The 23,738-nt window shown below is 70.0% G+C and carries 25 protein-coding genes, 1 tRNA gene, 1 pseudogene and 1 riboswitch; of the genes and pseudogenes, 11 read left to right on the top strand and 16 right to left on the bottom strand.

Going from position 1 to position 23,738, the window contains the following annotated elements:
- Window positions 1–68 precede the first annotated feature (68 nt).
- Both G7071_RS07730 and G7071_RS07725 read left to right on the top strand, forming a co-directional pair.
- On the top strand, window positions 69–1,250 hold the full coding sequence (locus G7071_RS07730; RefSeq protein WP_166316992.1) for a DUF2157 domain-containing protein: 1,182 nt from the start codon (window positions 69–71) through the stop codon (window positions 1,248–1,250).
- Window positions 1,247–1,741, top strand: coding sequence for a GDYXXLXY domain-containing protein (locus G7071_RS07725; protein WP_166316989.1), 495 nt, complete (start codon window positions 1,247–1,249; stop codon window positions 1,739–1,741). The genes G7071_RS07730 and G7071_RS07725 overlap by 4 nt, the downstream gene beginning before the upstream one ends.
- Window positions 1,742–1,778: 37 nt before the next feature.
- Here G7071_RS07725 and G7071_RS07720 read toward each other — a convergent pair whose 3' ends face one another.
- The 6 genes and pseudogenes from G7071_RS07720 to G7071_RS07700 form a co-directional block, all read right to left on the bottom strand.
- A complete protein-coding gene (locus G7071_RS07720) occupies window positions 1,779–2,057 on the bottom strand; it encodes a MoaD/ThiS family protein (protein ID WP_166316986.1) in 279 nt (92 codons plus the stop codon).
- 50 nt (window positions 2,058–2,107) lie between these two features.
- The gene (gene thrC / locus G7071_RS07715) at window positions 2,108–3,385 is read right to left on the bottom strand and encodes a threonine synthase (protein WP_166316983.1); all 1,278 of its coding nucleotides are present in this window, start codon (window positions 3,383–3,385) and stop codon (window positions 2,108–2,110) included.
- 13 nt (window positions 3,386–3,398) lie between these two features.
- Window positions 3,399–3,533: riboswitch (SAM riboswitch) on the bottom strand.
- Between the two features lie 66 nt (window positions 3,534–3,599).
- Complete coding sequence (locus tag G7071_RS19085) at window positions 3,600–3,839, bottom strand: trehalose-phosphatase (protein ID WP_246210675.1); 240 nt, start codon at window positions 3,837–3,839, stop codon at window positions 3,600–3,602.
- A gap of 74 nt (window positions 3,840–3,913) precedes the next feature.
- A pseudogene (locus G7071_RS19080) lies at window positions 3,914–4,435 on the bottom strand (trehalose-phosphatase); the annotation flags it as partial.
- 113 nt (window positions 4,436–4,548) lie between these two features.
- Entirely contained in the window at window positions 4,549–5,055 is a 507-nt protein-coding gene (locus G7071_RS07705) for a LytR C-terminal domain-containing protein (RefSeq protein WP_246210569.1), read from the bottom strand.
- 40 nt (window positions 5,056–5,095) lie between these two features.
- Window positions 5,096–5,392: a DUF3263 domain-containing protein gene (locus G7071_RS07700; RefSeq protein ID WP_166316977.1), complete on the bottom strand. Its 297-nt coding sequence runs from the start codon at window positions 5,390–5,392 to the stop codon at window positions 5,096–5,098.
- Between the two features lie 162 nt (window positions 5,393–5,554).
- Here G7071_RS07700 and G7071_RS07695 point away from each other — a divergent pair, with 162 nt between their 5' ends.
- On the top strand, window positions 5,555–6,997 hold the full coding sequence (locus G7071_RS07695) for an alpha,alpha-trehalose-phosphate synthase (UDP-forming) (protein WP_166316974.1): 1,443 nt from the start codon (window positions 5,555–5,557) through the stop codon (window positions 6,995–6,997).
- On the opposite strand, the gene G7071_RS07690 is transcribed toward G7071_RS07695, so the two are convergent.
- From G7071_RS07690 to G7071_RS07675, 4 genes are read right to left on the bottom strand one after another with little or no spacing between them, the layout of a single operon-like run.
- Window positions 6,994–8,532 (bottom strand): FMN-binding glutamate synthase family protein, encoded by a 1,539-nt coding sequence (locus tag G7071_RS07690; RefSeq protein WP_206062945.1) that lies wholly within the window; start codon window positions 8,530–8,532, stop codon window positions 6,994–6,996. The genes G7071_RS07695 and G7071_RS07690 overlap by 4 nt on opposite strands.
- A gap of 38 nt (window positions 8,533–8,570) precedes the next feature.
- Window positions 8,571–9,290, bottom strand: coding sequence for an anti-sigma factor (locus tag G7071_RS07685; RefSeq protein WP_166316971.1), 720 nt, complete (start codon window positions 9,288–9,290; stop codon window positions 8,571–8,573).
- Entirely contained in the window at window positions 9,277–9,918 is a 642-nt protein-coding gene (locus tag G7071_RS07680) for an RNA polymerase sigma factor (RefSeq protein WP_166316968.1), read from the bottom strand. Before G7071_RS07680 ends, G7071_RS07685 begins: the two co-directional genes overlap by 14 nt.
- Before the next feature lie 36 nt (window positions 9,919–9,954).
- On the bottom strand, window positions 9,955–10,596 hold the full coding sequence (locus G7071_RS07675; RefSeq protein WP_166316965.1) for a fasciclin domain-containing protein: 642 nt from the start codon (window positions 10,594–10,596) through the stop codon (window positions 9,955–9,957).
- Between the two features lie 100 nt (window positions 10,597–10,696).
- Between G7071_RS07675 and G7071_RS07670 the strand changes: the two genes are divergently transcribed.
- From G7071_RS07670 to G7071_RS07650, 6 genes are read left to right on the top strand one after another with little or no spacing between them, the layout of a single operon-like run.
- A complete protein-coding gene (locus G7071_RS07670; RefSeq protein WP_166316962.1) occupies window positions 10,697–11,998 on the top strand; it encodes an alpha/beta fold hydrolase in 1,302 nt (433 codons plus the stop codon).
- Between the two features lie 12 nt (window positions 11,999–12,010).
- Window positions 12,011–13,357, top strand: a complete 1,347-nt coding sequence (locus G7071_RS07665) for an MFS transporter (RefSeq protein WP_166316959.1) — start codon at window positions 12,011–12,013, stop codon at window positions 13,355–13,357.
- Window positions 13,350–14,306 carry an aminotransferase class V-fold PLP-dependent enzyme gene (locus G7071_RS19075; protein ID WP_246210568.1) on the top strand — a complete coding sequence of 319 codons (957 nt, stop codon included), beginning with the start codon at window positions 13,350–13,352 and terminating at the stop codon, window positions 14,304–14,306. Before G7071_RS07665 ends, G7071_RS19075 begins: the two co-directional genes overlap by 8 nt.
- On the top strand, window positions 14,264–14,788 hold the full coding sequence (locus tag G7071_RS19070) for a hypothetical protein (RefSeq protein WP_246210567.1): 525 nt from the start codon (window positions 14,264–14,266) through the stop codon (window positions 14,786–14,788). The genes G7071_RS19075 and G7071_RS19070 overlap by 43 nt, the downstream gene beginning before the upstream one ends.
- Entirely contained in the window at window positions 14,785–15,513 is a 729-nt protein-coding gene (locus tag G7071_RS07655; protein ID WP_166316956.1) for a uracil-DNA glycosylase, read from the top strand. Before G7071_RS19070 ends, G7071_RS07655 begins: the two co-directional genes overlap by 4 nt.
- A 57-nt stretch (window positions 15,514–15,570) precedes the next feature.
- Entirely contained in the window at window positions 15,571–16,344 is a 774-nt protein-coding gene (locus G7071_RS07650) for a dioxygenase family protein (RefSeq protein WP_206062944.1), read from the top strand.
- 3 nt (window positions 16,345–16,347) lie between these two features.
- Here G7071_RS07650 and G7071_RS07645 read toward each other — a convergent pair whose 3' ends face one another.
- Both G7071_RS07645 and G7071_RS07640 read right to left on the bottom strand, forming a co-directional pair.
- Complete coding sequence (locus tag G7071_RS07645) at window positions 16,348–17,904, bottom strand: succinic semialdehyde dehydrogenase (protein WP_166316953.1); 1,557 nt, start codon at window positions 17,902–17,904, stop codon at window positions 16,348–16,350.
- Window positions 17,905–17,908: 4 nt separating this feature from the next.
- Window positions 17,909–19,534, bottom strand: a complete 1,626-nt coding sequence (locus G7071_RS07640) for a GMC family oxidoreductase (protein WP_166316950.1) — start codon at window positions 19,532–19,534, stop codon at window positions 17,909–17,911.
- Window positions 19,535–19,631: 97 nt separating this feature from the next.
- Between G7071_RS07640 and pdxY the strand changes: the two genes are divergently transcribed.
- On the top strand, window positions 19,632–20,483 hold the full coding sequence (gene pdxY, locus G7071_RS07635) for a pyridoxal kinase PdxY (RefSeq protein WP_166316947.1): 852 nt from the start codon (window positions 19,632–19,634) through the stop codon (window positions 20,481–20,483).
- 27 nt (window positions 20,484–20,510) lie between these two features.
- Here pdxY and G7071_RS07630 read toward each other — a convergent pair whose 3' ends face one another.
- Complete coding sequence (locus G7071_RS07630) at window positions 20,511–20,912, bottom strand: HNH endonuclease signature motif containing protein (RefSeq protein WP_166316944.1); 402 nt, start codon at window positions 20,910–20,912, stop codon at window positions 20,511–20,513.
- Between the two features lie 31 nt (window positions 20,913–20,943).
- Window positions 20,944–21,015, bottom strand: a tRNA-Thr gene (locus G7071_RS07625).
- Window positions 21,016–21,123: 108 nt separating this feature from the next.
- Between G7071_RS07625 and G7071_RS07620 the strand changes: the two genes are divergently transcribed.
- Window positions 21,124–22,329, top strand: a complete 1,206-nt coding sequence (locus G7071_RS07620) for a DUF4032 domain-containing protein (protein WP_166316941.1) — start codon at window positions 21,124–21,126, stop codon at window positions 22,327–22,329.
- On the opposite strand, the gene G7071_RS07615 is transcribed toward G7071_RS07620, so the two are convergent.
- Together G7071_RS07615 and G7071_RS07610 are read right to left on the bottom strand one after the other, a co-directional pair.
- Entirely contained in the window at window positions 22,326–23,120 is a 795-nt protein-coding gene (locus G7071_RS07615) for a hypothetical protein (RefSeq protein ID WP_166316938.1), read from the bottom strand. The two genes, G7071_RS07620 and G7071_RS07615, sit on opposite strands and share 4 nt — an antisense overlap.
- A gap of 77 nt (window positions 23,121–23,197) precedes the next feature.
- Window positions 23,198–23,731 carry a hypothetical protein gene (locus G7071_RS07610; protein ID WP_166316935.1) on the bottom strand — a complete coding sequence of 178 codons (534 nt, stop codon included), beginning with the start codon at window positions 23,729–23,731 and terminating at the stop codon, window positions 23,198–23,200.
- Window positions 23,732–23,738 lie beyond the last annotated feature (7 nt).

Raw genomic sequence — 23,738 nt, 5'->3', positions numbered from 1 at the left:
GAACGGGCCAGACCATCTGGTGGCGCGTACTCACGCCGTCGAGCAGCGCCGGGGTCCACGATGAGCCCATGGAAACCACTGCGCAACACCCGGTGAGCACGGATCGCTACCGGTGGCTCCGCCAGGAGGTCGACGCCTGGCAGACCGAGGGGCTCCTCGACGCGGCGACTGCCCACGCCATCACTGCACGCTACGTCGACGCAGGTGATCGCCGACGTCGCTTCTCGCTGGGTCGCCTGATGCTCTTCCTCGGCGGTGCTTTCGTCGGGATCGGGCTGATCTGGCTGGTCGCCGCCAACCTCGACCAGCTCCCCCCGCTGCTGCGCTTCGGGGTCGTGGCGGCCATCTGGCTGGCGCTCCTGGCAGCCGCCGAGCTGTCGAGGGCCAGCGGTGCGGGTCGCGGTGCGCTGCGGCTGATGGCCACGCTCGCCTTCGGCGCAGTCGTCTTCCAGGCCGCCCAGTCGCTCCAGGTGCCTGCCTTCTCCCCGGCACTCGTTGGCTTCTGGTCGGCCGGGGCGCTCGCCCACGCCTACGGCTTCCGGGCCCTCATGCCCCTCGTGGTCGGGGTCATCACCGGCGTGACCTGGTGGATCTGGTGGCCGTTGTGGGAGAGCGCCAGCGCTGCCGGTGCGGTCGTGGGCTTCGGTACGGCGGCCGTCGCCGCCGTGTCCCTGGCGGTGGTCCACGACCGCGGACTGACCGGCTTCGGGCAGGTATGGCGCTCGGTCGGCGCGCTCCTGGCCATGATCGGCCTCTTCATCGCCGCCGTGCCCTACTCGACCACCGACGGCTTCGAGTGGACGGGCTGGCTGGTCGTGGCGGCCGTTCTCGCAGCCGTCGCGGCGGGGGCGGCGTTGGCGCTGGGCCGTGGCCACGCCCGGTTCGAGCCGCTCGGCGCGGCAGCGGTCCTGGCCATCGCGTCGCTGATGGTGCTGTGGGACACCGGGACCGACACCACCCGGGTCGAGGCCGCGGACTGGGCGCACGCGGCCGTCGGGGTCGTTGCCTTCGTCGCGCTCGCCGTCGCCCTGGTCGCCATCGGGACCCTGCGCGACAACCCGGTCCTCACGGCGATCGCCATGGTGGGGCTGGTCGTCTTCACCACGTTCCAGAGCTTCGCGGTCTTCGCAGCGATCGTCCAGGGGGCCTGGCTCTTCGTCGTGCTCGGGCTCGTCTTCCTCGCCACCGGCTTCGGCTTCGACCGAGCACGGCGCGAGATCGCCAGCAACCTCGAGGGAGTGCAGTCATGAAGACCATCGCCAAGGTCGCCATCGTTGCGGCCGTGCAGGCCGTGCTCGTGGGCGCCGCCGTGGCGCCACAGCTCTCGGCGCGGCTCACGGGCGACACCTATCAGCTGCGGGTCGCGCCGCTGGACCCGATCGATCCGTTCCGCGGTGCCTACGTGACCCTGGACTATCCAGACCTCCGGCACGACGACAGCTGGAGCGACGGCGGAGGCATGGGGGCCATGGACGACGGCGAGAGCGGTCGGGTGTTCATCACCCTGACCGAGGAGGGTGGCGTGATGGTCGCCGACGAGTTCCTGCGCGACCGGCCCGACGAAGGCCCCTATCTCGCCTGCGACGACTCGGACTGGCAGATCCGCTGCGGCATCGACAGCTTCTTCCTCCCCCAGGACAAGGCCGCGGACATGGAGGCGCAGCTGGTCGACGGCGCGGTCGCCGAGGTCCGGATCGACGGACGTGGCAACGCCGCGCTCATCGACGTACGCGATCCTTGATCGAGGTCGACGTTGACCCGGCAGGTCTGCTGCCGGGTCAGCAACCGCCTGCGACGGCCGGGATGACCGAGACCTGGGTGCCGGCCGGGGTCGGAGTGTCGAGGTTGTCGAGGAAGCGCACGTCGTCGTTGCCCACGTAGACGTTGACGAAGCGGCGCAGGTTGCCGGACTCGTCGAGCACCCTGCCCTTGATGCCGGCGAAGTTGGCGTCGAGGTCGTCGAGCACGGCGGCGAGGGTGTCGCCCGAGGCGGTCACCTCGGACTCACCGTTGGTGTAGGTGCGCAGGATGGTCGGGATGCGGACCGAGACGCTCATGAGCTGGCTCTTTTCGATGGTCGAGGAGGCGCCTTGGCGCCGTCACGGAACTAGACGAGGTTGGCGGCGGTGAAGGCGGAGTAGGTGGGCTCGATGGTGGCAGCGGCACTGACCCGGTCGGCGACCGCGTCGAGCGTCTTGAGGCCGTGGCCGGTGTTGATGACGACCGTCTCGAGGCTGGTGTCGAGCTGTCCGCTCTCGACGAGCTTCTTGAGCACGCCGACCGTGGTGCCACCGGCGGTCTCGGTGAAGATGCCCTCGGTGCGCGCGAGCAGCACGATGCCGTCACGGACCTCGTCGTCGGTGATGTCCTCCACCGCACCGCCCGTGCGGCGGCACACGTCGAGGACGTAGATGCCGTCGGCGGGGTTGCCGATGGCCAGGCTCTTGGCGATCGTGTCGGGCTTGACCGGGCGGATGGCGTCGACGCCGGCCTTGTAGGCCACGCTGACCGGCGAGCAGCCGGTCGCCTGGGCGCCATAGACCTTGTAGGGCTTGTCCTCGACGAGCCCGAGCTTGATCAGCTCCTGGAAGGCCTTGTCGACCTTGGTCAGCTGGGAGCCGGAGGCGACGGGGATGACGATCTGGTCGGGCAGGCGCCAGCCGAGCTGCTCGGCGATCTCGTAGCCCAGCGTCTTGGAGCCCTCGGCATAGAACGGGCGGACGTTGACGTTGACGAACGCCCAGCCCTCCTCCTCACCGGCGATCTCGGAGGCGAGCTTGTTGACGTCGTCGTAGTTGCCGTTCACCGCGACGAGCTTGTCGGTGTAGACGGCCGAGTTGACCTGCTTGGGCTTCTCGAGGTTGCTCGGGATGAAGACGACCGTCTTGATCCCGGCCCGGGCACCGGCCGCCGCGACGGCGTTGGCGAGGTTGCCTGTCGAGGGGCAGGCGAAGACCTTCGCGTCGAGCTCGCGAGCCGCGCTCAGGGCGCAGGCGACGACGCGGTCCTTGAAGGAGTTGGTCGGGTTGGTGGAGTCGTCCTTGACCCAGAGGTTGTCGATGCCGAGCTCGCGGCCGAGGTTGTGGGCCTTGAGCAGCCGGGTGAAGCCGGGCTCCATGTTGGGGCTCTGCTCGATGTCGCTCGGCACCGGGAGCAGCGCCTTGTAGCGCCAGATGTTGGCCGGGCCTGCCGCGATCTCCTCCCGGGTCACGGCCGGGAAGTCGTAGGCGACCTCGAGGGGGCCGAAGCACTCCGGACACGCGTAGTGCGGTCCGAGCTCGACCTCGTGCTTGCACTCGCGGCACACGAGGGCACGGGCGTGCCCGAAGGCCCCGTCGCGCAGGGTGCCAGCGGTGGTGGCCGGGTTGTCGACAACAGCAGTCATGACGAAATCCTCCTTCTCATCTACCCCGGCGCGACTTTCGCTCCGGGACGGAATTGGCACCGTTTCCGCGACGCTCGCGTGCGAGCGGAGGTTCGTGGCGGTTGCCGGGACTTCGTCGGGCCGTTCCCTCAGTCCCTCGTGATGAGGTCTCTAGCGTAGACAGGCCGTCTCACCATGTGCACATCGTGTCCACATGGTGGCGCCGTTGGCCGGGTCAGGCGCGGGCGTCCGCGGCGAGGGTCCGCAGCAGCGCGAGCACACCGTCGGGACCGTCGACGACGACGTCGGCCAACGGCAGGAGGGCCTCCTGCTCGGTGGAGGCCGCGCAGACCAGCAGCGCCGCCAGACCCTGCTCGCGCAGCTCGGCCACGGCCTCGAACGCCGGGACGTCACCGAGGTCGTCACCGGCGAAGAACACCCCGCCGGCCTGCTGCTCGCGCACGAGCGTGCGCACGGCGTCTCCCTTGTGCTGCCCGGGGCCCGGACCTCGATCACGTTGCGGCCCGGTTCGACGACCAGTCCGTGCCTCTGGGCGAGCTCTGTCATCGGCGGCAGCAGCCGCTCGAAGGCCGCCTGCGCGTCCTCGAGGCGTCGGGTGTGTACGGCGACGGCCAGCCCCTTCTCCTCCACGAACGCCTCGCTCGCTCCGCTGCGCCGCAGCAGGTCGGGCAGGTCCCGCTGGAACGAGGACAGCCCGTGTGGCGGACGCGGCGAGACCACCCGACGCTCGGTGGAGGACCAGCGCTCGTTGCCGTACTGACCGAAGACGAAGAGCTCCTTGCCCGCTTCGCCCATGGAGATCCCCATCTCGTCGAGACCACCGAGGACGATCGCCTGCCGGGCGGGGCGGCCGGTCACGACCGCGACCGCGCGCACGACGCCCGCGAGGTCTCCGAGCACCTCCGCCGCATCGGCATGGATGTAGGCCGCGGCCGGGTCCTCGACGATCGGCGAGAGCACGCCGTCGAAGTCGAGACCGATGACGGTCTCGCTCGCGCGAGCAACGAGCTCGGAGTAACGCTGACTGGCGGCCTCGGACGTGAACTGCATGCGCAGAGCCAATCACGGGACCCGGTTCAGGTCGCCCCGGTGGTTGAGGAAGGCGCCCTGGCGCCTGTCACCGCCGGTGGTTGAGGAAGGCGCCCTGGCGCCTGTCACGAAACCTAGTTGGCGAGGATGACGGTCAGCCGGTCCATGTCCATGGCCGGCGGGACGGCCGGGGCCGTGCGGTCGATGCCGAGATCGAGGGCCAGCTGCTTGCCCGCAGCCTTGAGGCGCTCGGGGTAGTAGACGGTGGAGGTGGGGATGACGCCGACCCAGTTGTCCTCGCCGACGACCTGCCAGCCGACCTGGGTGGCCTTGGCTGCGGTGGAGGCGGCCAGGCCCTTGATGCCGGTGTTGTTGAAGACCTCGACGTAGACCTCGCCGCGCTTGACGACGGGCTTGGGCTTGGCGGTCCTGGTCGGCGCGAGGGGTGCGGCTGCGGTCGTCGGGGTCGGGCTCGGGGTCGAGGCGGCGGTGGTGACCTTGCGCTCCTGCGGCCCCGCGTCGCGGGTGGCGACGAAGGCGAAGCCGGCCATCGCGACCGCGATGACGCTGAGCATCACCAGCGGGGAGGGGAAGGCCACGCCACGCTCGGAGCGTGCTCGCGGGTCGGTCGTGTCGGTCACGGGTGCCTCACAGGGGGAAGTAGGCGAGCACATGGGCGGATCAGACGTCGAAGCCGAGGCGCCGGGCCGAGCGCTGGCGCTGCCGCGAGGCGCGCAGCCGGCGCAGCCGGCGCACCAGCAGCGGGTCGGCCTCGAGAGCCTCGGGACGGTCGATCAGGGCGTTGAGGACCTGGTAGTAGCGCGTCGAGCCCATGTCGAACTTCTCGCGGACCGCCTGCTCCTTGGCGCCGGCGAACTTCCACCAGTGCCTCTCGAACTCGAGGATCTCGCAGTCGCGGTGACTCAGCCCGGGGGCGTTCTCGCCCTCGGATGCGGCGTATGCGTTCGCGGCGTCCATGCGTAGCTCCTGAGTCGGTGTCCTGCGTTCACTATCACTGTAGGCGACGAACGACATCGATGTCATTCGCTCACGGCGAGTCGCGGGCGGACTCGCCGCCGGACTCCGTTCTCGCCGATCGGGGTGGCCCCCGAAGCCGTCAGCCCGACTAGGGTTGCCGCCGTGAGCAAACCAGGGCGTGCTGACCTCGTCATCGTCGCCAACCGTCTGCCCGTCGACCACGTGACCCTGCCCGACGGCACTGCTGGCTGGCGCCGTTCACCGGGCGGCCTGGTCTCCGCGCTGGAGCCCGTGATGCGGGCCAACGAGGGCGCCTGGATCGGCTGGCCCGGCTCCGGCGACGACACCGAGCCGGAGCCGTTCGTCGAGGACGGCCTGCAGCTGGTGCCGATGTATCTGAGCGAGGAGGAGGTCCGGGAGTTCTACGAGGGCTTCTCCAACGGAACCCTGTGGCCGCTCTACCACGACCTCGTCGCCAAGCCTGAGTTCCACCGCGAGTGGTGGGACTGCTACGTCCGGGTCAACCGACGCTTCGCCGAGCGTGCGGCCCAGATCGCCAACGAGGGGGCCACCGTCTGGGTCCAGGACTACCAGCTCCAGCTGGTCCCGCAGATGCTGCGTGAGCTCCGGCCCGACCTGCGGATCGGCTTCTATCTCCACATCCCGTTCCCACCACCCGAGCTCTTCAGCCAGCTGCCGTGGCGGCGGCAGCTCCTCGAGGGGCTCCTCGGTGCCGACCTGATCGGCTTCCAGCTGCCCGGCGGCGCGGCCAACTTCGTGCGACTCGTCAGGCAGCGGCTCGGCCACAAGACCCACCGCGACCTCGTCTACCTGCCCGACGGGCGGAGCGTGAAGGCGGCGGCGTTCCCCATCTCCATCGACGCTGCCGGATTCATCGAGCTCGCCCGCCAGGAGTCGGTGATGGAGCGTGCGGCCGCCATCCGCGAGGCCCTGGGCAACCCTCGCAAGATCTTCCTCGGGATCGACCGGCTCGACTACACCAAGGGCATCTATGCCCGGTTGCGCGCCTTCGCCGAGCTCATCGCCGAGGGGCGACTGGACGTGGAGGACGCCGTCTTCGTCCAGGTCGCGACCCCTTCACGCGAGCGGGTCGAGCAGTACCGCATCCTGCGCGACGACATCGACCGGCTGGTGGGCCGGATCAACGGCGACCTGGGTCGGATCGGCCGGCCGGCGATCTCCTACCTCCACTCCTCCTACCCCCGGGAGGAGATGGCCGCGCTCTATCGTGCGGCCGACATCATGGTCGTCACGCCCTATCGCGACGGGATGAACCTGGTGGCGAAGGAATACGTCGCCTGCCGCTACGACGACCAGGGCGCCCTGGTGCTCTCGGAGTTCGCCGGCGCCGCACACGAGCTGCGTCAGGCCTACATGGTCAATCCCTATGACATCAACGGCATGAAGAGCATGCTGATGGAGGCCTTCGATGCCGACCCCAAGGAGACCGCCAAGCGGATGCGGGCGATGCGCAAGCAGGTCGTCGACAACGACGTCACCGCCTGGGCCGACAGCTTCCTCAACGAGATGGCTCAGGTCCGTCCCGAGCACGGCAAGACGGTCCGGCCGGTTCGCGGCAGCTAGGCCGGCTCGGGGAGGTGCAGCTGCGCCATGATCGCCGTGATCTCCTCCGCCGCCGCGGGGCCGACGGTCCCCCACCGCCGACCGTAGCCATAGACCTCGCGCAACGGTCGCGATGACTGGAGCCCGTCGATCAGGTCGATGTCGTCGGCCGTGATCAGGGCCGGGTGTGCGACACCGACCGCCTCGGAGACCTTGAGCAGGTCGCGGCGCAGGGTCTTGATGTAGTTGGCCGCCCGCGCCGCCTTGAGGTCGGGATCGAGTCCGTGCATCAGCCACGGACGCTGGGTCGCGACCCCGGTGGGACACGAGTCGGTGTGGCACTTCTGCGCCTGGATGCAGCCGATCGCCAGCATCGCCTCGCGGCCGACGTTGACCATGTCGCAGCCGAGGGCGAAGGCGACGAGCGCGTTGTCGGGCAGGCCCAGCTTGCCGGCACCGATGAAGGTGATGTCGTCGGTCAGACCGGCCTCGGCAAACCGGCGGTAGACCTTGGAGAAGGCGACCCGGAAGGGAAAGGACACCGAGTCGGCGAAGACGAGGGGGGCTGCACCGGTGCCGCCCTCTCCCCCGTCGATGTTGATGAAGTCGACCATGCGCTCGGGGCTCATCGCGCCGATCAGGTCGTCCCAGAAGTCCATGTTGCCGACTGCACTCTTGAGCCCGACCGGCAGCCCGGTCGCACCCGCGACCATCTCGACGAAGTCGAGCATCGAGTCCACGTCGTTGAACGCCTGGTGCCGGCTGGGTGAGGCGCAGTCGACCCCGGCCGGGATGCCGCGGATCTGGGCGATCTCCTCGGTCACCTTGACCCCGGGGAGCATCCCGCCCAGTCCGGGCTTGGCGCCCTGCGAGAGCTTGACCTCGAGCATCTTGACCGGCGCACCGGCGCACAGGTCGACCAACCGGTCGAGGTCGAAGCGCCCCTGCTCGTCGCGGCAGCCGAAGTAGGACGTGCCGATCTGGAAGACCAGGTCTCCACCTTCGCGGTGGTATGGCGACAAGGCCCCCTCCCCGGTGTTGTGGAGGCAGCCGGCGAGCGCTGCGCCCCGGTTGAGCGCGACGATCGCGGCGCTGCTGAGCGAGCCGAAGCTCATGCCCGAGATGTTGACGACCGACTCGGGCCGGAAGGCCCCCCGACGCCCACGGGTGGCACCGATCACCTTCGCCGAGGGCAGCGGGGTCGCCTCCCCCGCGTGCGTGCCGGTGGCCGGTGCGACGTCGGCGAAGGTGCGCTGCTTGATGATCGGATAGCCGACGTGGCCCTCGAGGTCGTTGTCGCTCCCGAACCCGAAGTAGTTGTTCTGCAGCTTGGCGGAGGCGTAGACCCAGCGCCGCTGGTCGCGGCTGAACGGCCGCTCCTGGTCGTTGTCGGTGATGATGTATTGGCGCAGCTCCGGGCCGACCCGCTCGAGCAGGTAGCGCAGGTTGGCGATCACCGGGTAGTTGCGCTTGAGCGCGTGCTCCTTCTGGACGAGGTCGCGAGCCGCCAGCGCCCCGACTGCCGCTGCACCCATGGCCGCGAAGGTCTTCATCATGACCTGTGTCTAGTCCCGGGCGGCCTCGATGTCGAGGGTCAGGTCAGCTCTCCGCGTGCGACGCTCACCCCTGAGTGGGTGGGGTCGCCGTCGTCCGGCTCCACGGAGATGTCGACGATGCGGTAGCCCTCGTCGAGCAGCCGCTGGGGCACGTCGAAGTCACCCTCGTCCCCCACGGCCAGGAACCCCACGGACACCATGCGCGTGCCGTCGAGGTTGAGCAGCCACACCTCGCGCAGCTCGCCGTCGTCCTCGAGCGCTGCCGCCTCGACGTGCAGGACGACCGCGCCGTCGGCCTGCTCGACGCGCGCCAGCCCACGGGGGTCGGTGCCCCCCACGGTGGTGAGGTCGGTGGCGGCGAGGACCGTGGGGTCGGGGTCAGGGGACGGCGAGTCAGCTCTCCCCAGCGCCTGCCCGAGGCCGATTCCGCCGACGAGCGTGACCGCAGCGGCCAGACCGGCCGCCCAGGCCGGCACGCCGCGACGCGGTCGCAGCACCGTCGGCCGGTCGGCGGCTGGGTCCGTCGCCACGCCGACCGGCTCGGCCGTGGCTTGCCCGGTGGCGGCGAGCACACGCTCACGCAGGCCCGGGGGCGGTGGCACCAGTGCGTCGGCGCCGGCCGCTCGGCGTACGTCGACGAGGGACTCCACGAGCGAGCGGCACTCGGCGCAGGCCTCGACGTGGGCGGTGACCTCGGGCGGCGTGTCGTCCTCGCCGAGGACGAGCGCTGCCAGCCCCTCCGGCTCAACGTGAGCCATCGCGCACCTCCTCCAGTCGACGTTGCAGGTGTATCAGTCCCCGTCGGACGTGGCTCTTCACCGTGCCCAGGGGCAGGTCGAGCCGTTCGGCGATCTGGGTGCCGGTGAGGTCCGCCCAGAACGCCAGCATCACGATGGTGCGACGTGGTTCGGGAAGCTCGTCGACGCAGTGGCGGACCAGGACCTGGTCGACCACGGCCGGCTCAAACACCTCGGTCTCGACCCGGACGGCCGCGACCGCCGCGAGTCGTCGTGCGTCTCGCGCGCGCTCCGACCGGAGGTCGGCGATCTTGTGGCGGGCGATCCCGATCAGCCAGGCCGGAAGCGCGGCCGGCGAGGGCGTCAGGGTGTGGCGGCTGCGCCAGGCTGCGACGAAGACCTGCTGGGTCACGTCCTCGGCGTCCTGCGCGTTGGCGAGGGATCGCAGGGCGATCGTGTGCACCAGGGGCGACCATCGGTCGAAGACCTCGGCCAGGCTGGCGTGATCACCGTCCACGAGGCGCTGGGCCAGGGCGGTGACCTGGTCGTCGACAGGGTCGTGGGGCGCCTCGTCCTCGAGCGCAGCGCCGCCGATCACCCGTCCACCGTACTGGGCGGGCGGCGGGATGGAGAGCAGTGATGTCGTCATCTCGCGCCTCCACCCCGCCGACTGCGTCGGACCCGCTCAGAGGTTGATCGGGCGCAGCACCCGGTCGATGGCGTGGGCGACCTGCTTGTTGCCCTTGTTGATGTCGAGCGCGGAGAGCACGGCCCGGGGGTCGCGGTCGTTGCGGTCCTTGTCCTTCAAGATGACCTGCGTCGGGTGGTCGCGGACGACGACCTTGACCTTCTTGCCCGCGGCGGTGGCGAGCTTGGCGCCGTCTGCTGCCAGCACCTTCTTGCTCGTCAGGGTCTTGCCGGGGACGACGTGGTAGAGCAGGACGGTCTCGATGGTGTCGACGCCGGCAAGCTCGACCAGGGAGGAGAAGATCTTCTTCTCGCTCCGGATGGTCTTGCCGGTCAGGTCCTTGGCGAGGAGGCGGAACGCCTGGTCGGTGGGGGCGAACACGGTCGCCCTGCTTGATCCGTCGGCCAGCAGGGCCACCGGGGAGCCGGGCTTGGCGCCGATGACGGCCAGCGCGGCCTCGGTCACGATGTCGAAGTCCTTGGCGTTGTTGTCGAACTTGTTGTTGTCGGAGGTGAGCACCTCGGCCAGGCTGGTCTCGCCGGGTGCGGCGACCTGGGCCTGTGATGCCGGACCGATCGCCGTGACGCCGCCGAGCGCCAGGACCGCAGCTGCAGCCAGTGTGCTGGTGATTCGCTTCATGGGGAGAGCCTTCCGTCGGGGGCGCGGCGAGTTTGCGCCCATCACCCCCTTCTCCGGGCGCAGGGTCCAAACGGATGCACCGACCCGTAGATTTCTTTCCATGGACCTCATCCCGAAGCCCGACCAGGTGATCGCGGCCGCCAGCAACGTCGCACACAAGGCGTTGTACGGCGGCTTGGCGGACCTGCGGCCGATGGCTCGCACCCTGATCGACGAGGGTGAGCTGCGCGAGGTCTACCACTACCGTCCCGCGGCCGGAGTGACGGAGACGGGCGACCCGGTGCTGCTGGTGACCCCGCTCGCTGCGCCGGCCCTGTGCTTCGACCTGAGGCGGGGCTGCTCCCTGGTCGAGCACTTCGTGACACAGGGGCGGCGCACCTACCTCGTGGAATACGGCCAGGTCTCCTTCCGCAACCGCTCGCTCGGCATGGAGCACTGGGTCGACGAGGTGCTGCCCACAGCGATCGAGGCCGTGTCGGCCCACGCCGGCGGGCGACCGGTGCACCTGGTCGGTTGGAGCCTGGGAGGCATCTTCAGCCTCCTCACCGCCGCCGACAACCCCGGCTTGCCGATCGCCTCGCTGACCGTCGTCGGCTCCCCGGTCGACGTCTCCAAGGTTCCGCTGATGGCGCCCGTGCGCCCCCTGCTCAACCTCGCCCAGGGCCGCACCGGTGCGATCACCCGCGCCTACCGCGCCCTCGGCGGCATCCCCCAGCCGCTGGTCAACTGGGCGTTCACCGCGGCGTCGGCACAGAAGGTCGTCACCAAGCCATTGGTCGTCCTGACGCACCTCGACGACGCCGACTTCCTCGCCCAGCTCGAGGCGGTCGACCGCTTCATGGCCAACATGATCGCCTATCCCGGCAGGTCGTTCGGCCAGCTCTACCACCGCTTCGTCAAGGGCAACGCCCTCGCCGAGGGGGTCATGCCCTTCGGTGATCGTGACATCGAGCTGTCGAACATCGACGTGCCGGTGCTGGTCTTCGGCGGCGCCACCGACGGGATCGCGCCGATCAAGTCGGTGCGGCCCGTCGTCGACCTCCTCACCGGGTCCCCGGACGTCCGGTTCGAGATCGTCCCCGGCGGCCATCTCGGCATGCTGACCGGCCGTGCGGCGCGAGGCACCACCTGGCGCGTGATGGACGAGTGGATCCAGCAGTGGTCGAGCGCCGAGCCGCGCCGTACGAGCAAGAAGGCCGCGGCGAAGAAGGCAGCGACGGCGAAGACGGCCGCCGCCAAGAAGACTGCGACGAAGAAGACAGCGACGGCGAAGACGGCGTCCGCCAAGAAGGCCCCGGCGAAGAGGGCCCCGGCGAAGAAGAAGGGCGCAACCTCCGATGGGATCGGGGTGAACCCCGACCGCCGCTATGGCTCCGCCAGCTCACGTTCACTCGGACAGTGACGCGGGTCTGACGTGAGCGACGCATCCGGCCGCCTGCCACGCAGCGTCCGCATCGGCTATGGGTCGGGCTCGGTGGCCACCGGCGCGTTCGGCACGGTGCCGGGGTTGATGCTCCTGCCCTACCTCACCGACGAGCTCGGCATCGCCGCCCTGTGGGCCGGCCTGATCGTCTTCCTGCCCAAGGCCTGGGACGTCGTGCTCAACCCGATCGCCGGCCGGATCTCCGACCGCACGGTCGACCCCACCGGCCCCCGCCGGCCGTGGCTGATCCGCGCCGGCCTCATGCTGGCGGGCGCGTTCGCCCTCATCTTTGCCGCCCCCGATCTCGGGGCGCAGGGGTTGGAGGCCGCGTGGGTGCTGCTCTTCTTCGTGCTGGCCGCATCGGCATACGCGTTCTTCCAGGTGCCGTACGTCGCGATGCCGGCCGAGATCACCTCGTCCTACAACGAGCGCACCCGCCTGATGACCGCGCGCGTGGCGATCCTCGCCTTCACGATCATGCTGGCCGGGGCGTCGGCGCCCGTGATCCGCGACGCGGTCGGCGGGCGTGCGGGCTATCGCGTGATGGGCCTGGTGATGGCGGGCCTCATCGTGGTCGGCGTCGTGGCCTCGTGGTGGGGCACCCGCGACGCCCCCATCGGAGCGGTGTCTGCCGGTGCCGGCTCGCTCCGCGAACAGCTTCGGATCGTCGCGCGCGCCCGCGACTTCCGGCTGCTGCTGACGACCTTCGTCCTGCAGGCGCTGGCCACCGGCTGCATGCTCGCCGGTGTGGACTACCTGGCCGGTGACGTGCTGGACGACCGGGGCGCCGCGACGATCCTGTTCGTCTGCTTCGTCGGCCCGGCACTGCTCCTGACCCCGGTCTGGGCACGGTGGGGTGAAAGGGTCGGCAAGCGGCGTGGCTACGTGGTGGCCTCGCTCGTGCTGGCCGCCGGCGCGCTCCTCGCCGTCTTCGCCCAGAGCGCGCCCGCTGCTGTCGTCTTCGCCGCAACGGCGCTCGTCGGGGTCGGCTATGCCGGCTGCCAGGTCTTCCCGATGGCGATGCTCCCCGACGCGGCTGCCACCGACGCCGCGCGGACGGGCGAGAACCGCACCGGCGTCTACACCGGCGTGTGGACGGCCGGCGAGACGCTCGGCCTTGCGCTGGGGCCGGGCCTCTTCGCCGTCGTGCTGGCCCTCGGAGGCTACGTCTCGTCCGAGGGCGGGTCGGTCGCCCAGCCGGGCTCTGCCCAGACCGCGATCACCCTCGGCTTCTCGGTGCTGCCGGCGACGCTGGTGCTGGTCAGCCTCTGGTGGTTGCGTCGATACTCCCTGGATGCCGATGCGGTCGCCCGCGCCGAAGGAGCACACGTTGTCTGAGTCGGTCGACCCCCTCGCCCGGATGCGAGCCCTGCAGGCCCTCGACCTGCCCGTGCACGGCGGCCGGACGCTGGCCTACGTCTATGACAGCGGCGACGACGAGGTGGACCGGATCGCGCGTGAGGCCGTGGCGGCCTACGCCGGGTCCAACGCCCTCGACCCGACTGCGTTCCCCTCGCTGCTCACGATGGAGAACGAGCTCGTCGGCTTCGCCGCCGGCCTGCTCGACGCGCCCGACACCGTCGTCGGGACCGTCACCTCCGGCGGCACCGAGTCGATCCTCCTGGCCGTGCAGGGCGCCCGTGACAGCCGTCCCGACGTGCCGCGTCCACGGATGGTGCTGCCGTCGACCGCCCACGCCGCCTTCCACAAGGCTGCGCACTACTTCGGGGTCGAACCGGTCCTCGTCCCGGTGGACGCCGGCTTCCGCGCCGACGCCACCGCGATGGCTGCTGCGATCGACGACTCCACGGTCCTGGTCGTGGCCAGCGCCCCGTCCTATGCCCACGGGGTCGTCGACCCGGTCGCCGAGATCGCGGCAGCGGCAGCGGCCGCAGGCGTGCGCTGCCACGTCGACGCCTGCATCGGCGGGTGGGTGTTGCCATACGCCGCACGGCTGGGTCGCCCGGTCGCGCCCTGGACCTTCGCGGTGGACGGGGTCACCTCGATCTCGGTCGACACGCACAAGTACGCCTATGCCCCAAGGGCACCTCGCTGCTGCTGCACCGCGACGCCGGCCTGCGCCGACCGCAGTTCTTCGCCTCCGCGGCCTGGCCCGGCTACACGATGCTCAACCAGACGACCCAGTCGACCCGTTCCGGCGGACCCGTCGCCGGCACCTGGGCGGTGGTCTCGGCGATCGGCGACGCCGGCTACCTCCGACTGGCCGAGGACGTCTTCGCGGCTGTGGACCACATCGTCGCCGCGGTCACTGCCGAGCCTGCGCTGAGCGTCGTCGTACGCCCCGACTCGACCCTGGTCGCGTTGGCCACCGACACGTCCTGCGACCCCTTCACGCTCACCGACGAGCTCGTCTCGCGCGGGTGGTACGTGCAGCCCCAGCTCTCCTTCGCCGGCCAGCCTGCGACCGTCCACCTGTCGGTGAGCGCGGCGACACGTCAGCACCTCGACGACTTCACCTCCGCGTTGCGCGAGTCGGTGGTCGCTGCACAGGCAGCCGGGCCCGTGACCGTCGACCGGGGCGTCGTCGACTTCATCGCCGCGCTCGACCCGCACGCCCTCACCGACGCCGACTTCGACGGCCTGCTCGCGGCGTCGGGGCTGGTGGGCGAGGGCGCCGACGGGTCGCTCGCGCTGCCGGAGCGGATGGCAGAGGTCAACGCGATGCTGGACGTCGCGGCGCCCGCCATGCGGGAGGCGCTGCTGATCGCCTTCCTCGACCGGCTCTCCCGACCTCTTCCGCCGCGATGAGCGCACTGGCAGGTCTCGTCGACCGCGGCCTCGTCGCCCAGGACTGGGCACAGGCGTTGGCGCCGGTGGACGACCAGATCGCCACGATGGGCGGCTTCCTGCGCGCCGAGATCGCGGCCGGGCACGACTACCTGCCGGCCGGCGAGCGGGTGATGCGGGCCTTCGAGCGGCCGCTGCGCGACGTCCGCGTGCTGATCGTCGGGCAGGACCCCTACCCCACGCCGGGCCACGCGGTCGGGTTGTCCTTCTCGGTGGCGCCCGACGTGCGCCCGGTGCCGAGGTCGCTGGCCAACATCTATCGAGAGCTGGCCAGCGACGTGGGCGCCGAGCCCGTGCCGCACGGCGACCTGACCGCCTGGGCCGACCGGGGAGTGATGCTCCTCAACCGGGTGCTCACCGTCCGTCCAGGCGCGCCCGCCTCGCACCGCGGCCGGGGCTGGGAAGCCGTCACCGAGCGCGCGATCACCGCGTTGGCCCAGCGCGGCGGCCCGTGCGCGGCCATCCTGTGGGGACGAGACGCCCAGTCGCTCAAGCCGTTGCTCGGACCCGTGCCGTGGGTCGAGTCGGCGCACCCCTCGCCCCTGTCCGCGTCGCGCGGCTTCTTCGGCTCCCGCCCGTTCAGCCGGGTCAACCGGCTGCTGGAGGAGCAGGGGGCGGCGCCGGTGGACTGGCAGCTGCCCCCCCTAGTTCAGGACAAGAGGAACGTTCCCGAGGCTCGACCATGACACGGTTGTCCTGAACTACCCTGGAATAAAGTTGAAGCAACAACCATTGAGGTGGTCATGAACGCACGCATGCCGGCCCTCTACATCGGCCACGGAGCCCCGCCCCTGCTCGACGACCCCATCTGGTCGGGTCAGCTCGCGGCCTGGGCCCGCGACCTCCCGCGACCCAAGGCGATCCTGATCGTCAGCGCCCACTGGGAGTCCGCGCCAGTCAGCCTGAGCGCCAACTACGCCCCGTTGGTCTATGACTTCGGCGGGTTCGCGCCGAAGTACTACCAGATGACCTACGAGACCCCCGACGCCTCCGCGCTCGCTCAGCGCGTGGCCGCGATGATGCCCGCGGGCGAGCCGGTGCACCAGCACACCAGTCGCGGGCTCGACCACGGCGCGTGGGTCCCGCTGAAGATCATGTATCCCAAGGGCGACGTCCCCGTCCTGCAGATGTCGCTGCCCACCGACGACCCGGTCAAGCTGATGAAGCTGGGCGAGCGCCTCAAGCCGCTGCGCGACGAGGGCGTGCTGATCATCGGGTCGGGCTTCCTCACCCACGGCCTGCCCTTCCTCAAGGAGTTCCGCATCGAGGCTGCCGCGCCCGGCTGGTCGCGCGACTTCGACGCGTGGGCAGGCGAGGCGATGGCCCGCGGCGACGTCGACACGCTCGCGGCATACGCATCGAAGGCCCCCGGGATGCCCTACGCCCACCCCACCGTCGAGCACTACACGCCGTTGTTCGTCACCCTCGGCGCAGCCACCACCCCCGACGAGCCCGGCATCCAGGTCATCGACGGATTCTGGATGGGGTTGTCGAAGCGGAGCCTGCAGGTCGCCTGAGGATCAGAAGGGCAGTCGGCGCATGATCTTGAGCGAGGTGCGCATCGACTTGGCGTATGCCGAGTAGTCCTGCCCCGGCTGCGGACCCATCACCTGCTTCTTCAGCACCCCGACGTTCTGGCAGTCGGTGTACTTGAGCAGACCCTGGTCGCCGTGCCGGGCGCCGACACCTGACTGCTTGACACCGCCCGAGGGCGTGCCCTTCGAGGCATAGGCGGTGGCGAGGATGTCGTTGATGTTGACGTTGCCGGCCTCGATCCGGCGGGCGACGGCCATCGCGGCGTCGAGGTCGGTGCCCCACACCGAGGCGTTGAGGCCGTAGTCGGTGTCGTTGGCAAGGCGGATCGCCTCGTCGACGTCGGTGTAGCGGTGGAGCGCCACGACCGGGCCGAAGGTCTCGCAGGAGCCGGTGAGCATGTCGGGCGTGACGCCCTCGAGGATCGTCGGGGCGAAGAACGCCGGACCGACGTCGGGGAGCGGGTGACCACCGGTGAGCACCGTGGCGCCCTTGGCGACCGCGTCGTCGACGTGGGAGCGGACCCGCTCCATGTGGTCCACGGAGACGAGCGAGCCGAGCTCGGGGGTGTAGTCGTAGGACGCACCGATCACCATCGCCTCGGTCTCGGCGACGAAGCGGCGCCGGAAGTCGTCATAGAGCGAGTCGTGGATGAACATCCGCTCGATGTGCATGCAGATCTGGCCGGTGTTGCCGAAGGCAGCAAACAGCGAGGCCTTCACCACGTCGTCGAGGTCGGCGTCGGGAAGCACGATCATCGGGTTCTTGCCACCGAGCTCGAGGCAGCAGCCGATCAGGTTGCGCCCCGCCCGCTCGCCCACCACACGACCGGTCGCGGTGGAACCGGTGAACATGACGTAGTTGGCGTTGTCGATCAGGGTCGGCCCGACGTCAGGGCCCTCACCGCACACGACCTGCATGAGGCCGGCCGGCAGCCCGGCCTTCTCGAGCAGCTCGACGCCGTACAACCCCGAGAGGGCGGTCTTGTTGTCGGGCTTCATCACGACGCCGTTGCCTGCGACCAGCGCCGGGATCGCGTCGGAGATCGAGGTGGCGAAAGGGAAGTTCCAGGGGGCGATGATCCCGACCACGCCCTTGGGCTGGCGGATCTCGGTCGAGCCGGAGATGACGGGGATGGGGCCTGCGTGCTGCTTGTCCGCGAGCAGCTTGGGGGCGCGCTTGAGGTAGTGGGCGACGACCATCGGGATGTCGCAGGTCTCCTCCACCGCCATCCGTCGGTTCTTGCCCGACTCGGCCTGGATCAGGTCGGCGATCTGGTCCTGCGCGTCGACGACCAGGGTGTGGAACCTCTTGAACACCTTGAGCCGCTTCTTCAACGGCCACTGCGACCACTGCGCCTGCGCCTCGCGGGAGCGCACGAAGGCGTCGGCGATGTCCCCCGGGGTGGACTGGGGCAGCTCCACCAGCACCTCGCCGGTGTAGACCTCGGTGAGCTTCCAGGTGCCGCCGCTGGTCGAGGGCACCCGGGAGACGAGCCGTTGCAGGTTGTCGTCGGCCAGGGTTGCGGGGCGCTGCAGTGTCATGGGTTCAGTCCTTCAGGATGAGCTCGGCGCACTTCTCGCCGATCATGATCGAGGGTGCGTTGGTGTTGCCGCGGATGATCGTCGGCATGATGCTGGCGTCGGCCACCCGGAGGCCGTCGATGCCGCGCACCTTGAGCTCGGGGTCGACCACGGCCCGCTCGTCGACACCCATGCGGCAGGAGCCCACCGGGTGATAGACGGTGGTGGCTCGGTTGCGGATCTCGTCGGTCAGCCGCTCACCGGAGTAGGCCCGACCGGGCTCGTACTCGGTCTTGACGTGGCGGGCGATCGAGGAGTGGTTCATGATGTCGCGGATCATCTCGAGGCCCTCGGCCAGGACGGCGAGGTCGTCGGGCTCGGCCAGGAACTGCGGGTCGATCAGCGGGGCCGCAGTGGGGTCGGCGCTGGCCAGGCGCACCGTCCCGCGGGACTTGGGCTGGATGAGCGTCGAGAAGGCCGACCACGACGGACGCGGGTCGGGCTTGAGGCGGACGGGGGCGTCCTGGTTGGGCGCCGGATAGGCCCACGGCAGACCGAGCAGCTGCATGTCCGGCAGTCCGTCGGTGGCGTGCGAGGTGCTGAGGAACGCGCCCGACTCGAAGACGGAGTGCGCCATGAAGGTCCGCCCCTTCTGGAACTTCTCCTTGACGATGGCCTTGCCGAAGTAGAGCGCGTTGCCGACGTGGGGGCTGTTGTCGACGTGCCACGACGTCGGCACGAAGAGGTGGTCGTGGAGGTTGTCACCCACCGGCAGGTCGGCATGGACGGTGATCCCGAACTGCCCGAGGTGGTCGGAGTGGCCCACGCCGGAGAGCTGGAGGATCTGCGGCGACCCGTAGGCACCGGCGCTGACGATGACCTCCTTGGTGGCCTTGATCGTGCGCTTGGTGCTGCCCTCGAGCACCTCGACGCCGGTGGCGCGCCCACCCTCGATGACCACGCGGGCGACGGTCGCGTGGGTGACGAGGTGGAGGCTGGGTGAGGTGTTGTCGGTGACGTAGCTGCGGCTCGCGGAGTAGCGCACGCCGGCGCCGGTGCTCTCCTGGATGACGTGCATGCCCGACTGCTCGGCGCCGTTGTAGTCGGGGGTCTGCTCGACGCCCAGGGCAGCCTTGCCCGCGGCCACGAACATCTTGGCCGCGTCGGTGATGTGGTGGTTCTCGAGCACCTTCACCGGGCCGCTGCCGCCACGGTGGTCGCTGGCGCCGCCCTCCCAGGACTCGAGCTTCTTGTAGGTCGGCAGGACGTCGTCCCAGGCCCACCCCTTGTTGCCCTCGTCGGCCCAGGAGTCGAAGTCGGCGCGGTGGCCGCGCACGAAGATCATCCCGTTGACCGACGACGAGCCGCCCACGACCCGGCCGCGGGTGGCGGGCACCTTGCGGTTGTTCAGGTTGGGCTGCGGGACGTGGTAGTAACCCCAGTCGAACTTCGCCTTCAGCTTCGGCTCGGCGTGGATCATCGTGATCATGCCCGGGGTCTTGAACATCATCGACTTGTCGGGGCCGCCGGCCTCGAGGAGGACGACGCTGTGCCCCGCGTCCGCGAGCCGACCCGCGACAGCGCACCCGGCACTGCCCGCCCCCACGACGACGTATTCGGCCTCATTGACCTGCGGCTGGGACTTGGCCATGACGATCCACCTTCACTCACGGAGCTGCGTGCCGAAACTGTAACGCGTTCTAGTTCTGCCGGGAAGGCGTCGCGGCCCTCGGGCTTAGCCTGAGCCGGTGAAGATCCTGTCCATCCAGTCCTCGGTCGCCTACGGCCACGTCGGCAACTCCGCCGCCGTCTTCCCCCTCCAGCGGCTGGGCCACGAGGTCTGGCCCGTGTTCACCGTGCACTTCTCCAACCACACGGGGTATGGCGCCTGGCGCGGCCCGCTCCTCGCGCCGGCCGACGTCGCGGCGGTCGTCACGGGGATCGCCGAGCGAGGGGTCCTCGGTTCGTGCGACGCCGTGCTGTCGGGCTACCAGGGCTCACCCGAGATCGCCGACGTCATCGTCTCGGCGGTCGAGCAGGTCAAGGCAGCCAACCCGGCCGCGACCTACACCTGCGACCCCGTGATGGGCAACGCGACCTCCGGCTGCTTCGTCGACCCCGCCATCCCGCCGATCATCCGCGAGCGCGTGGTGCCGGTCGCCGACATCATCACGCCCAACCAGTTCGAGCTCGGCTTCCTCACCGACACCTCCCCGCTGTCCCTTGCGGAGACGCTCGCCTCGGCCGACCTCGCCCGGGCGATGGGGCCCTCGACCGTGCTGGTCACCTCGGTCCTGAGCGGCTCCGACCCGGAGGGCACGATCGGGATGCTGGCGGTGGACGGCGACGGCGCCTGGCTGGTGGAGACGCCCCGCCTGCCGATGAAGGCCAACGGCTCGGGGGACGTCACCGCAGCGCTGTTCACCGCTCACCTGCACGAGACGGGCTCGCCTGCGACAGCGCTTGCCCGGACGGCGTCGTCCATCTTCGCCGTGCTCGAGCAGACGCACGCGTCCGGCGAGCGCGAGCTGCGGCTCATCGCCGCCCAGGACGCGATCGCAGACCCGGCGTGCGAGTTCGAGGTCGTCCAGGTCCGCTGATCGCGGAGGCTCCGCGCAGAGTGATTCCTAGTACGACTTGCCCTCGAGATAACGCTGCCGTCGCCATGCTCGCCCTCTCCCTCGATTGCGCGACTTGAAGGTGGGCAGCTGGGAGTCACAGTTGGGGCAGATCAGCCGCAGGTTGTCTCGATGGTTGTTGGTGGAGTCGCCGTCGATGTGATCGCACACCAGGTTCAGGGGGAGGCCGTTCCAGGAGGCGGCGCGGCTGCAGATGGCGCACAGCCCTCGTTGGGCCTCGAGGAGGTAGGCCCTGATGAAGTGACCCAGACCGGTTCCGGGCACTCCCACCCCGGTCTCGAGCCACCGGGCGGTGTTCTCGGCCCTTTCCTTGGCGCGCTGGCAACGATTGCTGCAGAAGCGCTTCTGGTGACGCTTGGTCAGCTCGATCCCACACCCGAGACAGGTCATCTGGTGAAGCTACGACGGAGCACCGACACCGAGCCGCGTGAGAGATTCGAACTCTCGCAACCCAATTTACAAGATTGGTGCTCTACCCCTGAGCTAACGCGGCGTGCTGCAAGCAGCCCGGCAATCCTAGACGGACCAGCTTCGACACCTGGCTCGCGCACCGCCAAGCGGGCGCAACACCCACGAGGGATGAGGAGTAGGTTCACCAGGCATGGGCATGCGCATCGTCGCGAGCCGGCCGGACCCGGCGATCCTCACCCTGCCCTGGTCCCTGCCCCTGGCGGACTGGAGCGACGACTTCGTGGTCCCCCTGCCCCGCGGCCTGTCCCGCCACGTGGTGCGGATCGTGCGCCTCAAGGACCGCACCTATGCCGTGAAGGAGACGCAGGAGGAGATCGCCTTCCGCGAATATCGCCTGCTTCGCGACCTCCAGCGGGAGAAGCTCCCGTCCGTCGTCCCCCAGGGGGTCGTCACCGGTCGGACGCACGACGGCGAGGAGCTGCCGGCAGCGCTGCTGACCGAGCACCTCAAGTTCTCACTGCCCTACCGCAGCCTGTTCTCCCACGGCATGACGGCCGACAACCTGCCCAGCCTCATCGACGCCATCGTCGTCCTGCTGGTGCGCCTGCACCTCGCCGGGTTCTTCTGGGGTGACGTGTCGCTGTCCAACGTGCTCTTCCGCCGCAGTGCCGGCAGCTTCGCGGCCTACCTCGTGGACGCGGAGACCGGCGAGCTCAACGACCACGTGTCGACGGGCATGCGCGAGCACGACCTCACGGTCGGCTGCGAGAACATCTTCGCCGAGCTGATGGACCTCCAGGCCTCCGGCGCAGTCGGCACGGAGGTCGACGGGCACGCGATCGTGACCAGGCTGCGCGAGCAGTACGCCGCGTTGTGGGCCGAGCTCACCGACGAGGAGGAGTTCAGCGCGGGCGACCTGTGGCGGATCGAGCGACGCATCGAGCGGCTCAACGACCTCGGGTTCGACGTCGACGAGCTGGACATCGTCACCGACTTCGACGGCGACATCGTGCGGATCCGCCCCAAGGTCGTCGAGCTGGGCCACCACCGGCGCGAGCTCCAGTCACTGACGGGCATGGACGTCGAGGACAACCAGGCACGTCGTCTGCTCAACGACCTCGCCGCGTTCACCGCCCACTTCGACCTCGGTGGCGAGGACCGTCACCTCGTGGCGGCGAAGTGGATGACCGAGGTCTACGAGCCGATCGTGGCGATGATCCCGCCCGACGCGCGCGGCAAGCTCGAGCCGGCCGAGGTGTTCCACGAGATCCTCGTCCACCGGTGGTATCTCTCCGAGCGAGCCGGCAGCGAGGTCGACATCTTCGAGACCGCGCGCGACTACATCGCCAACGAGCTGACCCGCAGGCCGACCGAGATCATCGCCACCGAGGACTAGGGGAGGGCCTCGACCTCGGTCACCACCAGGTCGTCGCCGATCGGCTGCATCCGCAGCATCAGCCGCGACTCGCGTCCGCCCGGCTCGGTGGCCGTGACGACGCACCCCTCAGGTGCGCACTCCTCCGGAGCAAGGTAGGTGCGCCGGCCGATCAGCGACTCGAGCTGGGCCAGGGCAGCCCTGGTCACGACGCGGGCCCGCGGGACGATCGGGAGCCAGGTCGCCACCGCGATCACGCGCCGCGCCGTGGCCTCGGGGCTGACGGTGTCGGCACCCGGCCGGTAGCGCACCACGTCCAGGTCCTCGCTCAGGCACTGGCGCCCGCCGATGAAGACGGGCACTCCCCACCACGCGAGGTCCTGGCAGAACCGCACGTCCTGGCTGCCCAGGACGGCTCGCCACTTCGACCCGGACCGCTTGTAGATCACGCTGTAGCCACCACCCGGGCAGGGCTCGTACCAACCCTCGCCGGCCTTGACGAAGCCCCGCGAGTCGTAGCGATCGACGACGACCGTCGGCGAGGTGGCGCAGCGGGGACGGCTGCCGGCGTCGGCGTACAAGACCTCGAGACGCCTCGCGACGAAGCGCTTCAGGCTGCGCGGAGTCCCCGTCAGCCGTCGCTGGTCACCGCTCTGGCGGGCGATGACGATCCCGCTCCCCGGATAGTCGATCCGCTCCGCCTGCGCCGCCGGGCGATCCCGCCCGGCGGAGGCCGAAGCGGTGAGCGGGAGCAGCGAGGTGGAGCCGAGCGGCAGCAGCAGCAGCGCTGCGAGCAAGGGGCGCCAGTTCATGGTGGTCTCCTGGGGACACGTCGGGGTGGGAGGGAGGTCTCACCATGATGACGCGCGCGGAGGCCGGAAGGTTTGGTCTAGGGCTTGCAGACCCGACAGGCCGTGAGGTGGGTGTTGTGCTCCCCCACCGGGTGCAGGTCCTCGCGATGCGAGATCAGGGCGCAGTCGCGCCGGTGCATCGTCGTGCCGTCGCCCGCCGTGACCGGCAGGGCCGAGACGTCCACCCCGTCGTCACGGGTCGTCGCCGACCGCGAGGTCACGTCGGCCAGCACCAGCAGGGTGTCGGCCAGCCGCTTGGAGGCCTCCTTCTGGTCCGAGGCGATCCGGGCCAGCCACGCCCCGAAGTAGAGGAAGCCGCCACAGAAGGTGAGCCCCAGACCGAGCAGGCCGCCCGAGACGAGGTAGGAGAGCTGGTCGTACTGGTAGGGGGTGTTGGCGGCGCCGTACCAACCCAGGACGATGACGACCAGCCCGAGCGGCAGCAACACCGCGCCGGCCCAGAAGAGCACCACCTGGAGCAATCGGTAGTGGTTGTCTCGCAGGGGCGCAGCCCCGCTGCCGGATGTCCGGGCGGCCGCCCGGGGAAGCATCGTGGTCGTGGTGGTGGTCATGGTCTCT

Origin of the sequence: Nocardioides piscis (assembly GCF_011300215.1) — a bacterium.
Taxonomy (GTDB): domain Bacteria; phylum Actinomycetota; class Actinomycetes; order Propionibacteriales; family Nocardioidaceae; genus Nocardioides; species Nocardioides piscis.
This window is presented reverse-complemented; position numbering and strand designations above follow the sequence as displayed.

What these genes read in the sequence shown, in the direction of transcription:
- G7071_RS07725 (WP_166316989.1), top strand. Translation starts at nt 1,247, where the DNA reads ATGAAGACCATCGCCAAGGTCGCCATCGTTGCGGCCGTGCAGGCCGTG.
- G7071_RS07610 (WP_166316935.1), bottom strand. Translation starts at nt 23,731, where the DNA reads ATGACCACCACCACGACCACGATGCTTCCCCGGGCGGCCGCCCGGACA.
- G7071_RS07680 (WP_166316968.1), bottom strand. Translation starts at nt 9,918, where the DNA reads ATGACGACATCACTGCTCTCCATCCCGCCGCCCGCCCAGTACGGTGGA.
- G7071_RS07620 (WP_166316941.1), top strand. Translation starts at nt 21,124, where the DNA reads ATGGGCATGCGCATCGTCGCGAGCCGGCCGGACCCGGCGATCCTCACC.
- G7071_RS07640 (WP_166316950.1), bottom strand. Translation starts at nt 19,534, where the DNA reads ATGGCCAAGTCCCAGCCGCAGGTCAATGAGGCCGAATACGTCGTCGTG.
- G7071_RS07650 (WP_206062944.1), top strand. Translation starts at nt 15,571, where the DNA reads ATGAACGCACGCATGCCGGCCCTCTACATCGGCCACGGAGCCCCGCCC.
- G7071_RS07655 (WP_166316956.1), top strand. Translation starts at nt 14,785, where the DNA reads ATGAGCGCACTGGCAGGTCTCGTCGACCGCGGCCTCGTCGCCCAGGAC.
- G7071_RS07675 (WP_166316965.1), bottom strand. Translation starts at nt 10,596, where the DNA reads ATGAAGCGAATCACCAGCACACTGGCTGCAGCTGCGGTCCTGGCGCTC.
- G7071_RS07630 (WP_166316944.1), bottom strand. Translation starts at nt 20,912, where the DNA reads ATGACCTGTCTCGGGTGTGGGATCGAGCTGACCAAGCGTCACCAGAAG.
- G7071_RS07615 (WP_166316938.1), bottom strand. Translation starts at nt 23,120, where the DNA reads ATGAACTGGCGCCCCTTGCTCGCAGCGCTGCTGCTGCTGCCGCTCGGC.
- G7071_RS07645 (WP_166316953.1), bottom strand. Translation starts at nt 17,904, where the DNA reads ATGACACTGCAGCGCCCCGCAACCCTGGCCGACGACAACCTGCAACGG.
- G7071_RS07730 (WP_166316992.1), top strand. Translation starts at nt 69, where the DNA reads ATGGAAACCACTGCGCAACACCCGGTGAGCACGGATCGCTACCGGTGG.
- G7071_RS07720 (WP_166316986.1), bottom strand. Translation starts at nt 2,057, where the DNA reads ATGAGCGTCTCGGTCCGCATCCCGACCATCCTGCGCACCTACACCAAC.
- G7071_RS07670 (WP_166316962.1), top strand. Translation starts at nt 10,697, where the DNA reads ATGGACCTCATCCCGAAGCCCGACCAGGTGATCGCGGCCGCCAGCAAC.
- G7071_RS07700 (WP_166316977.1), bottom strand. Translation starts at nt 5,392, where the DNA reads ATGGACGCCGCGAACGCATACGCCGCATCCGAGGGCGAGAACGCCCCC.
- G7071_RS07685 (WP_166316971.1), bottom strand. Translation starts at nt 9,290, where the DNA reads ATGGCTCACGTTGAGCCGGAGGGGCTGGCAGCGCTCGTCCTCGGCGAG.
- G7071_RS07690 (WP_206062945.1), bottom strand. Translation starts at nt 8,532, where the DNA reads ATGATGAAGACCTTCGCGGCCATGGGTGCAGCGGCAGTCGGGGCGCTG.
- thrC (WP_166316983.1), bottom strand. Translation starts at nt 3,385, where the DNA reads ATGACTGCTGTTGTCGACAACCCGGCCACCACCGCTGGCACCCTGCGC.